The sequence below is a fragment of the Salmonella sp. A7 genome (genome assembly GCF_020181675.1).
Lineage (GTDB): Bacteria > Pseudomonadota > Gammaproteobacteria > Enterobacterales > Enterobacteriaceae > Salmonella > Salmonella enterica.
Window position 1 is genome coordinate 3,824,049 of the sequence record NZ_CP084001.1, and the last position, 14,310, is coordinate 3,838,358.

Sequence of the window (14,310 nt, forward strand, 5' to 3'; positions counted from 1 at the left end):
GCGTTTTCACCGCCATCCGGCACCACGTTTGCCTGATGGCGCTGCGCTTATCAGGCCTACAAAACCGGATAAGCGCCACCCGGTATTTACGCTTATGCCTGTTCTTTCGCTGTCGGCTTCGGCAAAAAGCCTTCCAGTACAATCAGCGCCGCGCCGATACAGATCGCGCTATCGGCAAGGTTGAACGTCGCGAAATGCCAGTCGCCGACGTAAAAATCGATCATATCGACAACAAAGCCGTGCCACAGACGATCGAACAAATTCCCCAGCGCGCCGCCGATGATTAACGCATAAGCGATGTTATTCAGCTTCTGCGTCGCTTTCGAGCGATACATCATCACCAAAAGAATTACGCAGATCCCTATCGCAATCCCGGCAAAGAACCAGCGCTGCCAGCCGCCGCTATCCGCCAGGAAGCTAAAAGCCGCGCCGTAGTTACGCGCATAATGCAGATTAAGCGACGGGAACAGCCCTACCGTATCCCCCAGAGCGAAATTCTGGAGGATCAGGTATTTGCTGCCCAAATCGATAATCAGCACGACTACTACCAGCCATAGCCAGCGTAGTCCTGTTGAACAGAGTGGTTTACTCATCAGGCAAATTTACGTTGTTCGCCATTACCGGCGATGTTGCTGACACAGCGTCCGCAGATATCTGCATGTTCCGCCACCTTGCCGACATCAGTAGTGTAGTGCCAGCAGCGCGGACACTTATCACCCTCGGCACGCGTTACCACTGCCTGAACTGTCGTATTACCAGCATTGTACTGAATATTTTCATCATCAATACCCCCCGCTTGCTCAGAAATCACGAACTGGGAAGTAATGAAGATAAATCTGACCTCTTCACCCAACAGTTTCAGCTTCTTGATCGTACCGTTAGCATCGTCAGCATATTTCAGCGTCACTTTTGCTTCCAGGTTCGATTTGATGCCATTGGCTTTCTGATTTTCCAGCTCTTTGTTGACCTGGTCCTTGATATAGCGGACATCGTCCCAGAATGCGTCATTAAATTCTTCATTCTCTTCCAGGCCAAACAACCCGTCGTACCATTCGCCGGTGAAGACATATTTTTCACGCTCGCCCGGCAGGTAGCCCCAGATTTCATCAGCCGTGAAGGACATGATCGGCGCCATCCAGCGAACCAGAGCTTCTGCGATATGATACAGCGCAGTCTGGCAGCTACGACGCGCGACGCTATCAGCCTTCGCGGTGTACTGGCGGTCTTTGATGATGTCGAGGTAGAACGAGCCCATTTCAACGGAGCAGAAGCGCATCAGGCGCTGTACCACTTCATGGAAGTCGTAAGCTTCGTATGCCTTCAGAATCTCTTGCTGCGCCGTTTTCGCGCAGCCCACCGCCCACCTGTCCAGCACCACCATCTCTTCCGGTTTGACCATATCGGTGGCCGGATTGAAGCCATTGAGGTTCGCCAGCAGGAAGCGCGCGGTATTACGGATACGACGATAGCTGTCGGCGGCGCGTTTGAGGATCTCGTCAGAGACCGCCATTTCGCCGGTATAGTCAGTAGACGCCACCCACAGACGCAGGATATCCGCGCCCAGTTTATTCATCACATCCTGCGGCGATACGGTGTTACCGATGGACTTGGACATTTTGCGCCCCTGACCATCGACGGTGAAGCCGTGAGTCAGTACCTGGCGGTATGGCGCTTTGCCTTTCATCGCCACGCTAATCATCAGGGAGGACATAAACCAGCCGCGATGCTGGTCAGAGCCTTCCAGATACATATCGGCAGCGTGACCGGCGAATTCCGGACGTGCGTCAACCACGGAGTAACTGGTGGAACCGGAATCAAACCAAACGTCCAACGTATCCGGAACTTTCTCGTATTGATCAGCATCTTCGCCGAGGATCTCTTTCGGGTCGAGATCCCACCATGCCTGGATACCGTCAACTTCGACGCGTTTCGCCACCTCTTCCATCGCCGCCAGAGTACGCTCAATCGGCAGCAGCTCCTGCGTTTCTTTATGCACGAACAGCGACATCGGTACGCCCCAGGTACGCTGACGTGAGATACACCAGTCAGGACGGTTAGCGACCATTGATTCAATACGCGCCTGACCCCAGTCCGGGATCCACTGAACGCCTTTGATCTCTTTCAGGGACTGTTGACGAAGCCCTTCTTTATCCATGCTGACGAACCACTGCGGGGTCGCGCGGAAAATGATCGGCGTTTTGTGACGCCAACAGCACGGATAGCTGTGCTGCATTTTTTCGACATGCAGTAGCGCGCCTTTTTCTTTCAGCAGTTCAATAACGATATCGTTCGCTTTGAAGACGTTAACACCGTCAAGCGTTGGATATGTGCCTGGCAGGTAAGCGCCGTCCGGCCCAACCGGGTTAGCCGTTTCCAGGCCATACTTTTGACCGATCACGTAGTCATCCGGGCCGTGACCAGGGGCGGTATGTACCGCGCCGGTACCTGCGTCCAGGGTGACGTGATCGCCGAGGATCGCCGGCACGTCAAAGCCCATAAACGGATGGGTAAAGCGCAGCAGTTCCAGCTCCGCGCCTTTTACGGTACCGAGAATGGTGTATTCAGCCGCGCCAATACGCTGCATGACGCTTTCAACCAGATCTTTCGCCAGAATCACCGCCTGTCCGTCAATCTGCACCAGCGCATAATCAAAGTCCGGCGCCAGGGAGATGGCGCGGTTAGCCGGCAGAGTCCACGGCGTGGTGGTCCAGATGACCAACGAGATCGGGCCGCTCACGCCCGGCAAACCAAACTTCGCTTTCACCGCATCCTGATCGACGGCGCGGAACGCCACGTCGATAGACGGCGACGTTTTGTCGTAATATTCAACTTCCGCTTCCGCCAGCGCGGAACGGCAGTCAACGCACCAGTGCACCGGCTTAGCGCCTTTGTGCAGATGACCGTTTTTGATAATTCTGCCCAGCGCGCGGATGATGTTAGCTTCGGTTTTGAAGTCCATGGTCAGGTACGGATGCGACCAGTCGCCCAACACGCCCAGACGAATGAAGTCTTTACGCTGGCCGTCAACCTGCGTAGCGGCATATTCGCGGCACTTGGCGCGGAATTCAGCGGCAGTGAATTTCTCGCCCGGCTTACCGAACTCCTGCTCGACTTTCAGCTCGATAGGCAGACCGTGACAGTCCCAGCCCGGCACGTAAGGCGAGTCAAATCCCGACAGTCCTTTGGACTTCACGATAATGTCTTTCAGAATCTTGTTAACTGAGTGACCAATATGAATGCTGCCATTCGCATATGGAGGGCCATCATGCAGAATGAAGGTTTTTTTGCCTTTTTTGGCCGCACGAATGATGCCGTACAGATCATCATCGGTCCAACGCGCCAGCATTCCCGGTTCACGCTTGGCGAGGTCGCCGCGCATCGGGAACCCTGTTTCCGGCAAATTCAGGGTCGATTTATAGTCACTCATCAGATTCTCGGTTCCGTATTTCGGTTTGATAAACACCGTCAGGATTACACCTGCCCGGCTAGCCCAAAAAACTTGCGGGCCGTTAACTCATCGCGTGCGATTTGCGCTTTTAGCTCATCAAGCGACGCAAATCGCTGCTCATTACGTATCTTTTTACGCAGTATTACATCTATATGGCGACCGTAGAGGTCCATTACAACGTCCAGCAGGTGCACTTCCAGTTGTTGACGCACGCCAGCCACCGTTGGACGAGTGCCAATGTTCGCTACGCCGGGTAACGGCTTATCGCCAAGCCCGGTGACTTCCACCGCATAGACCCCTTTTACCGGGGAGACCTGACGGCGCAGCGGTAAGTTCGCCGTCGGGAAGCCAATGGTACGTCCCAGCTCGTCGCCATGAACGACACGCCCGGAAATAGTAAAGGGATGTCCCAGCAGGCTTTCGGCAAGCGCCAGGTTATCTTCCGCCAGCGCCTGTCTCACTGCGGTACTACTGATACGCACGCCGCCTTCACAAAAGGTTTGGGTGCTGGAAACCGCAAAACCATACTCCGCCCCCGCCTTCTGTAATAACAAGAAATCGCCCGCGCGGCTAGCACCAAAGCGGAAATCATCGCCGACGGCAAGAAATTGCACGCCAAGTCGCTCCACCAGCAGTTCGCTGATAAACGTTTGCGCCGTCAAAGCGGCAAAGCGGCGATCGAATTTCACGCACAGCACATAGTCCACGCCGCACTGCGCAAGGTAATGCAGTTTTTCACGCAGGCGCGTCAGGCGAGCGGGCGCTTTATCCGTCGCGAACAGCTCCAGCGGCTGCGGTTCGAAAATCATGACCACCACCGGCAGACCGCGTCTGCGTCCTTCTTCCTGCAAACCCTGCAGTAGAGCGCGATGCCCTCGATGTACGCCGTCGAAATTACCAATGGTCAGCACACACCCATGCGGGGCCTGACTGAGATTATGTATGCCGCGTATCAGCTTCATGTCTGACTCAAAACAGTGAAAATCGCAAGAGTATACCTTGTACAGCGGTCAAGGTTAACCGACTATTGCCCTGAGGAAACATAAAGAAGATGCTTTTCATCGCCATGCGGCAAACTCCGCCCCAAAACCCGCCGCTTAATGCAATTTTTCTCATGGAAAGGCTGTATTCACAGCACGCAAGCTGGTAGAATCCTGCGCCATCACTACGCAACGAGTGCTGCAATTTAAACGGCGCTTATTTGCACAAATCCATTGACAAAAGAAGGCTAAAAGGGCATATTCCTCGGCCTTTGAATTGTCCATATAGAACACATTTGGGAGTTGGACCTTGGCTAATATCAAATCAGCTAAGAAGCGCGCCGTTCAGTCTGAAAAGGCTCGTAAGCACAACGCAAGCCGTCGCTCTATGATGCGTACTTTCATCAAGAAAGTATACGCAGCTATCGAAGCTGGCGACAAAGCTGCTGCACTGAAAGCATTTAACGAAATGCAACCGATCGTGGACCGTCAGGCTGCTAAAGGTCTGATCCACAAAAACAAAGCTGCACGTCATAAAGCTAACCTGACTGCACAGATCAACAAACTGGCTTAATCGCCTGCTTGTTATCAGCTTTGTAAAAAAACCCGCGTAAAGCGGGTTTTTTTATGCCTGCTATCTGCCGTTTTTCTCGTCAACCGCTGGCGCCGATCTCACTCGTTAACGCTCTTACTAACCAGCCTCTTTTTTCAGCTACTCCTCCCTTAGCCACGTCACGTAATACTTGAAAGTTATTTTCTTTCACTGTTTTCCTTTTTTTATTTCATTATTAAAAAAACTGTGACCACCTTAGCAAATAGAAACATCGCTCATTCAAAAACTAATAAACGCAATCCTGATGTAAGATTTGATAATTGATTGATGCCGTCGGGTTAACTACTTTTCATGTACACCTTACTCACTCATTTTAATCTGAGGTTAAATTCAGAAACGACATAAAAATAATATTTAAAACTTGCTTAGAAAGTAGAGGTTGTTTTTCTGGGCGTATCGTACCAATATCGGAGTTATCATTATGAGTTCTGTCATTGAGGATACCCAGCCTTCCGGGTCAGCATCATTGTCTTTACTACAGCGTATTAGCTACGGCTCTTTGGATGTGGCGGGTAATCTGCTGTACTGCTTCGGTTCAACGTACATTTTATATTTCTACACAGACGTTGCGGGCATTAGCCTTGCCGTAGCAGGCGTTATCCTGCTGCTGGCGCGTATTATCGATGGCATAGACGCCCCCATATGGGGGATCATCATCGATAAAACGCGTTCACGCTACGGTAAATGTCGTCCCTGGTTTTTATGGTTACCGCTGCCTTTTGCGGTATTCAGCGCGCTGTCATTTTGGTCTCCTGATATCAGTATGACAGGAAAAGCCATCTATGCAGCAATATCTTATATGATTGCCAGCATTCTATTTACCGGACTTAATACACCACTCAGTGCAATATTACCCCTGATGACCTTATCTCCCAAGGAAAGACTGGTTTTAAATTCCTGGCGAATGACCGGTGGGCAAATTGGGGTTTTATTAATGAACGCGACCGCCTTGCCGTTAGTCGCTTTTTTAGGTAACGGTGATGATCACGCTGGTTTTATTTATACGGCAATTACATTTGCCATTATATCCTGCGCGCTAACGCTCTTTGCGTTTAAAAACATTCGTGAAATGGATACGGATAAAATACAGCATGAACCTAAGTTGCCGATGAAAAAAAGTTTCGCGGCGATGAAAGGTAACTGGCCGTGGATCCTGATGGTGCTGGCTAATCTGATCTTCTGGATTGCCCTACAGCAGCGCAACACGACCATTGTCTATTATCTGACCTACAACCTCGACCGTAAAGATCTGGTACCGCTGATTAACAGCCTGGCGACGATTCAGATCCTGTTTATCATCGCTATCCCCTTCTTTAGCAAATACCTGGCTAAAACCTGGATATGGGTAGGCGGTCTGCTGGTCGCCACGTTTGGCGGCGTCATGATGTGGCTGGCAGCGGACAACATTACTTTCCTCATCGCCGCCTGGATACTCGGCAATATCGGCAGCGGTATCGCCTGCTCAATGCCGTTTGCCATGCTGGGGTTCGCCGTCGATTTCGGTGCCTGGAAGACCGGTATTAAGGCTACCGGCATTCTTATCGCCTTCGGCAGCACCTTCTGCATCAAGATGGGTAGTGGCCTCGGCACCGCTTTCGCCGCCTGGATCATGAACAGTTTTGGCTATGTCCCCAACCATGCCCAGAGTGCTGCGGGTCTGGAGGGAATTATCTGGGCCTTTATCTGGGCACCCGCCCTACTCTTCGCGCTCGCAGCGATCCCACTACTTTTCTTTCGCAAATACGAAGCGATGGAAGAGAAGATTCGCCACGATCTGGAAACCATCAACTCATAACGTTCTTTACCTTCACCCTCGAATATGGGAGGCACCACCATGCCATTTATGCAACAAGACCCGCGTCGTCTGGTCTGGCAGCAAAACGATCGCTATTTATGGATTGAACCCTGGGGCGAGAACAGCCTGCGCGTACGCAGCGGCCGTCATCTGCCGGTAATGAGAAATGAAGACTGGGCATTGACTGAGCCAGTCGCAGAAAGTCAGTGCCACATTGATTATGAGCACCACCAGGCAACGCTGACCAACGGCAAAATTATCGCTATCGTCAATCAAAAAGGACAAGTTACCTTTTACCGCCATCCACACAAACCCCTGTTGCAGGAGTTCTGGCGCCTGCGGGGCGAAATTGGCGAGGATGAATCATCTCACGGCCAGTACGTCAGCGCACTCAACCTTGAGGGACGCGAGTTCCGCCCTATTCAGGGTGGGAAATATTCACTGAAAGCCCGCTTCGAAGCCACCGAAGGGGAAAAAATTTATGGTATGGGGCAGTATCAACAGGCCAACCTGGATCTCAAAGGATGCGTGCTTGAGCTGGCGCAACGTAACTCCCAGGCCTCAGTACCGTTTATGCTCTCCAGTCTGGGCTACGGATTTTTATGGAACAATCCGGCAGTCGGACGCGTAACCTTTGCCCAAAACGTTACCGAATGGGAAGCGCAGGTCAGCGAACAGCTGGACTACTGGATCACGGCTGGCGATACCCCGGCAGAAATTAGCCGGGCTTACGCGCTGGCTACCGGCACACCGCCGATGATGCCGGACTACGCCATGGGCTTCTGGCAGTGCAAACTCCGTTATCGTACGCAGGAAGAGCTGCTGGAGGTCGCCCGCGAATATAAGCGTCGCAATCTGCCTATCTCAGTGATCGTTATCGACTTCTTTCACTGGCCGAATCAGGGTGACTGGATGTTCGATGCGCGCGACTGGCCCGATCCTGATGCCATGATTGCCGAGCTGAAATCGCTGGGAATTGAGCTGATGGTCTCCGTCTGGCCGACGGTAGATAACCGTACCGAAAGCTATCGGGAGATGCGCGAAAACGGCTGGCTGGTACAAACGGAACGTGGCTTGCCGATCAATATGGATTTCCTCGGCAATACCACTTACTTTGATGCGACTCATCCGGGCGCGCGCGACTACGTCTGGGGCAAAGCCAAACGCAACTATTACGATAAAGGCGTGAAGCTATTCTGGTTAGATGAAGCCGAACCTGAGTTCAGCGTTTACGACTACGACAACTATCGCTACCATGCCGGGCCGGTACTGGAAGTGGGCAATATCTACCCACGTATGTACGCTAAAACCTTTTTTGACGGCATGAAAGCTGATGGCGAAGACCAGGTTATCAACCTGCTACGCTGCGCCTGGGCCGGCAGTCAGAAGTACGGCGCGCTGGTCTGGTCAGGGGATATTCACTCCTCGTTTAGATCGCTGCGCAACCAGTTTGCCGCCGGACTCAATATGGGAATCGCGGGGATACCGTGGTGGACGACGGATATCGGCGGTTTTCATGGCGGTAATATTCACGACCCGAAATTCCATGAATTGCTAATTCGCTGGTTCCAGTGGGGCGTCTTTAGTCCGGTGATGCGTCTGCACGGCAACCGCGATCCGCAAATTTTACCCGCGCAACCGTACCGGGATGGTATCGCCCAGTGCCCTACAGGTGCGCCGAACGAGGTCTGGAGCTACGGTGAGGAAGTATGCGACGTACTGACAGGTTGCCTGGCGTTGCGAGAAAAACTCAAGCCCTATATCAAAGCGCTGATGGAGGAAACCCATAAGCACAATTCGCCAGTGATGCGCCCCCTGTTCTTTGAATTCCCCGAACAGGAAACAAGTTGGGCAATCACCGACCAGTATTGTTTTGGTCCTGACCTGCTGATCGCCCCCGTCATGCATGAAGGTATGCGCGAACGTGATATCTGGCTACCGGAAGGGGAAACATGGACGGATCTTGCGACCGGTGAAAGCTATTCAGGAGGGCAAACGCTGCAGTACGCTACGCCACTGAACAGAATTCCGGTGTTTATCCGCGAAGGTGGGCAGTACCGCAGCCTACTGAATTTGTAGAATGACTCCGGCTGCGGGCTAGTACCGCAGCCGGAAGTATTACGGTAGGTATGTCTACTGAAGCTTAAACAATGCCGAGTAGTCCGCATTGCAAATACGCTGCACCGCCGGATGCTGGATCATTCTCTCGGCAAAAATCGCATGATATTCTTCCATGACATTCTCCACGCGTCCAATCTCTATTACCGACTCATCGGCATAAAAATCCAGCGAATAAAGGCTCGGCGCCACAAAAATCGCATCGTGTGTCGCGCCAAACGCCTTCATTAAGGCCGCGTCATCAAATTCGCCGAGGATCTCAACCTGCAACCCCTGCGAATTAAACCAGTTCAACAACTTACGCCCCAGCATTGAGCGCCGTCCCGGCACCAGCAACCGTCGCTCTTCCAGGCAGGCAGGGAACGCTTTTTCAGGAAGCGGATTCGTACACCAGAAACTGACGCTGCATTCGCCGATTTTGACTGAGAATAGCCCCTCCTGCTGCGTGGAATCTATCGGGCAGTCGGAGATAATCATATCCAGCTTGTGCTGGCTGAGCTGTTCGAGCAACATTTCGTGCGTCGACTCAAAGCAACGCAGATGTATGGGTTCATCCACCACCACCGCCGCATCCAGAACGCTGCTGACCAGACGCTTGGATAAAGCATCGGCGACGCCGACATCAAACAACAGGTTTGATTCTTTGCGGTAATTGACGATATCCAGCATCTCCTGGCTTAGCGTAAACATTTTGTCCGCATAGCGAAAAACCAGCTCGCCCAGTTCGCTGGGTTCAAGACCGCGTCCCTTACGTTTAAATAGCTTCCCCTGTAAACGCTCTTCCAGGGCTTTAATTTGACCAGTAATGGTTTGCGGCGTCAGAAAAAGCGCCTCTGCGGCACCCACGACAGAACCTTCTTTATAGACATGCCAGAAGTAATAAAGATGGTTGTAGTTAATATGAGACATGCTCATTCCTCTCCCTGTTCAATGTCGCAAGGGAGCGATACATCGCTCCCCCTTTCCTTCGTACTGGTTATGCCGGCGCGTTCAAACGCGCGCGCAACCAGCTATACCCCACCACTGCGGAGAGCAATGAACCAATCAAAATGCCCAATTTCGCCCAGTTAATAAGTTCCGGATCGACATTGCCAAATGCCAGGCTGGCGATAAAGATGGACATCGTAAAGCCAATGCCACACAAAATGCCGACCGCCATGATTTGCTGATAAGTGGTCCCCTGCGGCAGATGCGCCAGCTTGAAACGCAGCGCCAGCCAGCAAAACAGGCTAATCCCCAGCGGCTTACCAATCAGCAGACCGGCAATAATTCCCAACGGCAGCATGGAGGTCAGACCGTCAATCGTGACGCCCTGAAGAGAAACGCCGGCATTCGCAAAAGCGAAGAGCGGCAGGATCAGGTACGCGACCCACGGGTGCAGAACATGCTCCAGACGCTTCGCCGGCGAGCGACCGTGTTTTTCTTTCAGCGGAATAAAGAAGCCGACAATGACGCCTGCCAGCGTCGCGTGAACGCCGGACTTCAGTACCGCCGTCCACAGCACTGCCCCGACCAGAATATATACCCCAGTCCGTCTGACGCCGCACAGGTTCAGCAGCGCCAGCACGGCAATCGCGAACGCCGCCACGCCCAGCGAGACGATGGAAAGATCGCTGGTATAAAACAGTGCGATAATAACGATGGCGCCGAGATCATCGATGATCGCCAGCGCCATCAGGAAAATTTTCAGCGCCAGCGGAACCCGGCTGCCCAACAGCGCCAGCACGCCCAGCGCAAAGGCGATATCCGTCGCGGCAGGAATAGCCCAGCCCTCGCGAGTGACCGGATCGGAGTAGTTAAAGGCCAGATAGAGCAATGCCGGTACAATCATCCCGCCAATGGCGGCAATCACCGGAAAAGCAGCCTGGCGCAGACTGGCTAACGAGCCTTGCATTAGTTCGCGCTTAACTTCCAGACCAATCAACAGGAAAAACACAGCCATCAGCGCATCGTTGATCCACAGCAGCATGTTTTTGTTGATTTCAAGCGCCCCAACCCGTAGCTGAACCGGCGTCTCCAGAAAATCATGATACCATCCACTGGTCGCGCCCATATTGGCCATCAGCATAGCCAGCGCAGCGGCGATGATGAGAATGATGCCCCCAGAGGCATCGCTGCTAAAAAATCGGTGCAGATGTTTCACTTTTTATTCTCTCAATCAGGTGAATTCTTCGAATCTACTATCTTACCTCGCCTGACTCATCGTTAAAATTAGATTATATATGATGAATAGCTCGTTTTTTACGAAATGAAGTCCGACTTACGCCGGACTTTTTTAGTGCAGTCAGTCATTGATGATAGACCGCTACGCGTACAGATCCATTTTATACACCCGGAAACTGGTAATATCGTAGCGATAGCCTTCCCCGTTCGTTTCCGCGTTTTTGTAGTAACCTGACGTCATGGTCGCTTCAAAAAGCACGGTTTTCTCCGTAGGCGCAATCTCCTGTAAAATTAGCAGCCCCATCGCCTCGCTGCCCGCCTGCGGATCGATAATATCGCTCTCGCCAGGCTGGCAAGAGATGGCGCGGCCATAAACGGATTAAGAATAATCAACGCATTTTGTACTGTATTACTTTCTGTAATCTGGCTGAGGCTGTGCTCATAAATCGCCGTATGGTTGAGCACCATCGCATTTTGCTTATCAATCCTCTGATTGACGGCAAGACACGGGCCAAGAAGCGTATTCTTTTGATGTTTGAACGGCCCCATGATCTCTCCAGTATATCGTTGTCGTTCCTTGCTGGAACAACGAAATAGATACGCTGGAGAGGGTTGGGCTGATAATCAAAAGCCATCGATTCAGCTCTATCACACGGCATGCGATGCGTTATCCGACCTTACGGGATTGATTATATTCATACTTCAGATAATCCAGCGTTGCCGTCACATTTGCCGGTGACAGACGATTAAGCTGCGCCAAAAAAGGATGCGCATACAGATAATTAATGAACGCCGTCGCGCCTTGTAACGTAGCATAACGTTGCTGGGTAATTTTTTTATTACCGGTGAGATTACACACCGCCATAGCATAATCGCGGGTAGAAAAAGTACGCCAGACATTGTTACGGATACCGCCGCTTAAAAACAGGCGTGGCGGAGTATCTTTTTGCAGCGGCGTCGTACCGCGTTCTTTGACAAATGAAATATGGCAACGGCCCTGATGGACATGCGGCATGTTCGCCATCATGCATCCCCCCAGAATAAAGCATTCATGATCGAGGTAATGCTGAACGTTTAAGGAGCGTTCGTCCGTCAGCATCCGCACCAGTTCAAAATGGCGGTAGGCAGGCAACACCGGCTTTACGATCATTCCGGAGTCATTCTTATATAACGAGGCCGGACCGTAATCGATATCAAATAAAGTTTCGCGGCGCGCTGTAATCGCTTCCTTACGTTGCACCATATGCGCCAGTGTTCCCGGAGGTAGCCGTTCTTCATAATACGACTGATACTGCCAGGCTTTATCCAGCGGCTGTGCTGAATAATTTGACGAAATCGCCACCACCCTTCCGCTTTGTTCTTCTGCCGTCACCAGAACATACAGGCTGCTGTCTCCACCGTTATAGTTCACCCGGAAAGCGCGGGTGCTGAGTGCGATATCGAAGGCCGGAAACTGCTGGCATCGCTCCGCAAGGTTTGCATTACGGGATAGTTTAAACAGCGCCCGGTTAAGGCCTGTGCTGTCTAATTTCAGCTGTGAGCGGATCCCGGCAAGCGATGTTCCTTCCTCAATTAGGGTTGCCAGCTCGTCCTGTCGGCAATCGCTTTTTGCCTTTTCGGGGACGATGAACGTTTTCCGACACTGACTACACGCCATGCGGTGTTCTCCCTGAGTCGAGAAGCCGTATTTCTTTAATGAGGTGCTGCCGCAGGCAGGACACTGTTTGACCAGGCCTTTCCATCCCCGGTTTACCGTGTGGCGAAAAAGATTTAACGCCCCAGCGGAAATAACAGGAAACAGGAAACCACATTCCCGACAAAGAACATCTTTTCCCTGGCGGACATAATCCGGACTGTTCAACACGCCCAGATTTTTACATCCCGGCGTTTTACAGCAGTCCACATTAATATTGGCAAACATGCGTTCCTCCTTGAGCATTACTTAAAAAAAACAGACCGGATCTCCGCCGGTGACAGGTTATTTACGTAAAGGGTTTTCATCGCTTTCATCATCGGTGCGGTATGAGAGAAAAAGCACTGATAGCCGGCACAAAGATAGTTTTGCTTCATCGGTCCGCAAGCCGAAGGCAAAAAGCGGTGTTTAGGGCAACCGCCATAACAGGCGAATTGCCACGGGCAGGTATGGCATTCCTGCGCCATCGTGCGGCTTTTATCGAGACCAAACTGCTGGTTTTGCGCGCTATTATTCATCTGACGCAGCGGCGTGTCGTTAATATTGCCGAGCTTATATTGCGGGTAAACGAAATGATCGCAGTTATACACATCGCCATTCATTTCCATTGCAAAAGCGCTACCGCAAACGGGCGCAAAAACGCAAACCTGAGGGGGGAGTCCACACCATGCCGCCAGCGTTTGTTCAAAGAGTTGAATGCCGATATCACCAATATCTTCGCGGATCCAGATATCAAAAATGGCATTCAGGAACTTTCCAAACTGTAATCCGTCCACTGACCAGGGGGTTACTGCGGTTTTCTCGTCCTGCGGATGCGCCAGCATTCCGTCTTTATTTGCCGCTCTTTCCACTAGCGGAATAAACTGCATATAGCGGCTGCCGATAGATTTCAGATACGCATAAACCCGCTGCGGGTGTAGCATATTGCTCTGACTCACCACCGTGAGAGTATTAAATTCAACGCCATGACTCGCCAGGCATTTTATCGCCTGTTCAACTTTATGATGGGTAGGTTGCCCTGCGCGAGTTACCCGCCATTCGTCGTGCAGCGCCGCATCGCCATCAATCGAAATACCAACCAGAAAGTCATGCGCCCTGAAGAATCTTGCCCATTCATCATCAATCAGAATGCCATTGGTCTGAAAAGTATTAACGATGGCTTTTCCATTAGCATAACGTTGCTGGAGCGCTACCGCCTGGCGGTAAAATGGCAGCCCCATCAGCGTCGGTTCCCCACCCTGCCACGCAAAAATCACTTCATCTACGTCCTGCGCCGCAATATGCTGTTGCACAAACAACGCTAGCGTTTCTTCCGTCATCTTGTAATGGTTTTTTCTATCGGGATAGAGCATTTCCTTTTCCAGATAGAAGCAATATTTACAATCAAGATTACACACCGACCCGGTCGGTTTGATCATTACCTGACAGCTTTTCCGTTGCATATTTTCCGTATCCCTAAAATAAAAGAACCTGACTCAGCACGAGGGCGCTGAATCAGGC

12 protein-coding genes and 1 pseudogene are annotated in these 14,310 nt (G+C 51.8%); 3 read left to right on the plus strand and 10 right to left on the minus strand.

Going from position 1 to position 14,310, the window contains the following annotated elements; translation table 11 throughout:
* Positions 1-92: 92 nt before the first annotated feature.
* The 4 genes from lspA to LCS67_RS18675 are packed head-to-tail and all read right to left on the minus strand — an operon-like array spanning position 93 to position 4,633.
* Complete coding sequence (lspA, locus tag LCS67_RS18660; RefSeq protein ID WP_000042736.1) at positions 93-593, minus strand: signal peptidase II; 501 nt, start codon at positions 591-593, stop codon at positions 93-95.
* A complete protein-coding gene (ileS, locus tag LCS67_RS18665) occupies positions 593-3,427 on the minus strand; it encodes an isoleucine--tRNA ligase (protein WP_001563101.1) in 2,835 nt (944 codons plus the stop codon). The genes lspA and ileS overlap by 1 nt, the downstream gene beginning before the upstream one ends.
* A 44-nt stretch (positions 3,428-3,471) precedes the next feature.
* Positions 3,472-4,410 carry a bifunctional riboflavin kinase/FAD synthetase gene (ribF, locus tag LCS67_RS18670; RefSeq protein ID WP_000767311.1) on the minus strand — a complete coding sequence of 313 codons (939 nt, stop codon included), beginning with the start codon at positions 4,408-4,410 and terminating at the stop codon, positions 3,472-3,474.
* A gap of 7 nt (positions 4,411-4,417) precedes the next feature.
* The gene (locus LCS67_RS18675; RefSeq protein WP_001538903.1) at positions 4,418-4,633 is read right to left on the minus strand and encodes a DUF2575 family protein; all 216 of its coding nucleotides are present in this window, start codon (positions 4,631-4,633) and stop codon (positions 4,418-4,420) included.
* Positions 4,634-4,738: 105 nt separating this feature from the next.
* On the opposite strand from LCS67_RS18675, the gene rpsT reads away from it, so the two are divergent.
* The 3 genes from rpsT (at position 4,739) to LCS67_RS18690 (ending at position 8,915) form a co-directional block, all read left to right on the plus strand.
* Positions 4,739-5,002 carry a 30S ribosomal protein S20 gene (gene rpsT / locus LCS67_RS18680; RefSeq protein WP_001518655.1) on the plus strand — a complete coding sequence of 88 codons (264 nt, stop codon included), beginning with the start codon at positions 4,739-4,741 and terminating at the stop codon, positions 5,000-5,002.
* Positions 5,003-5,462: 460 nt separating this feature from the next.
* A complete protein-coding gene (locus tag LCS67_RS18685) occupies positions 5,463-6,836 on the plus strand; it encodes an MFS transporter (protein ID WP_000099988.1) in 1,374 nt (457 codons plus the stop codon).
* A 39-nt stretch (positions 6,837-6,875) separates the two neighbouring features.
* Positions 6,876-8,915 (plus strand): TIM-barrel domain-containing protein, encoded by a 2,040-nt coding sequence (locus LCS67_RS18690; RefSeq protein ID WP_001116449.1) that lies wholly within the window; start codon positions 6,876-6,878, stop codon positions 8,913-8,915.
* Between the two features lie 54 nt (positions 8,916-8,969).
* Here the strand turns inward: LCS67_RS18690 and nhaR are convergent, their stop codons facing one another.
* The 6 genes and pseudogenes from nhaR to LCS67_RS18715 form a co-directional block, all read right to left on the minus strand.
* On the minus strand, positions 8,970-9,869 hold the full coding sequence (gene nhaR / locus LCS67_RS18695) for a transcriptional activator NhaR (protein WP_000062872.1): 900 nt from the start codon (positions 9,867-9,869) through the stop codon (positions 8,970-8,972).
* A gap of 61 nt (positions 9,870-9,930) precedes the next feature.
* A complete protein-coding gene (nhaA, locus tag LCS67_RS18700) occupies positions 9,931-11,097 on the minus strand; it encodes a Na+/H+ antiporter NhaA (protein WP_000681340.1) in 1,167 nt (388 codons plus the stop codon).
* A 162-nt stretch (positions 11,098-11,259) separates the two neighbouring features.
* Positions 11,260-11,487 (minus strand): annotated as a pseudogene (locus LCS67_RS22875) (arylsulfatase); the annotation flags it as partial.
* Entirely contained in the window at positions 11,409-11,666 is a 258-nt protein-coding gene (locus tag LCS67_RS22880) for a hypothetical protein (protein WP_000528977.1), read from the minus strand. The gene LCS67_RS22880 and the pseudogene LCS67_RS22875, both read right to left, overlap by 79 nt.
* Before the next feature lie 118 nt (positions 11,667-11,784).
* Positions 11,785-13,038, minus strand: a complete 1,254-nt coding sequence (locus tag LCS67_RS18710) for a hypothetical protein (protein ID WP_000457886.1) — start codon at positions 13,036-13,038, stop codon at positions 11,785-11,787.
* A gap of 17 nt (positions 13,039-13,055) precedes the next feature.
* Positions 13,056-14,252, minus strand: coding sequence for an anaerobic sulfatase maturase (locus tag LCS67_RS18715; protein ID WP_001189142.1), 1,197 nt, complete (start codon positions 14,250-14,252; stop codon positions 13,056-13,058).
* Between the last annotated feature and the right edge of the window lie 58 nt (positions 14,253-14,310).

Coding starts and splice junctions, on each gene's coding strand:
- lspA (WP_000042736.1), bottom strand. CDS start 593: ATGAGTAAACCACTCTGTTCAACAGGACTACGCTGGCTATGGCTGGTA.
- ileS (WP_001563101.1), bottom strand. CDS start 3,427: ATGAGTGACTATAAATCGACCCTGAATTTGCCGGAAACAGGGTTCCCG.
- ribF (WP_000767311.1), bottom strand. CDS start 4,410: ATGAAGCTGATACGCGGCATACATAATCTCAGTCAGGCCCCGCATGGG.
- LCS67_RS18685 (WP_000099988.1), top strand. CDS start 5,463: ATGAGTTCTGTCATTGAGGATACCCAGCCTTCCGGGTCAGCATCATTG.
- LCS67_RS18690 (WP_001116449.1), top strand. CDS start 6,876: ATGCCATTTATGCAACAAGACCCGCGTCGTCTGGTCTGGCAGCAAAAC.
- nhaR (WP_000062872.1), bottom strand. CDS start 9,869: ATGAGCATGTCTCATATTAACTACAACCATCTTTATTACTTCTGGCAT.
- LCS67_RS22880 (WP_000528977.1), bottom strand. CDS start 11,666: ATGGGGCCGTTCAAACATCAAAAGAATACGCTTCTTGGCCCGTGTCTT.
- LCS67_RS18710 (WP_000457886.1), bottom strand. CDS start 13,038: ATGTTTGCCAATATTAATGTGGACTGCTGTAAAACGCCGGGATGTAAA.
- LCS67_RS18715 (WP_001189142.1), bottom strand. CDS start 14,252: ATGCAACGGAAAAGCTGTCAGGTAATGATCAAACCGACCGGGTCGGTG.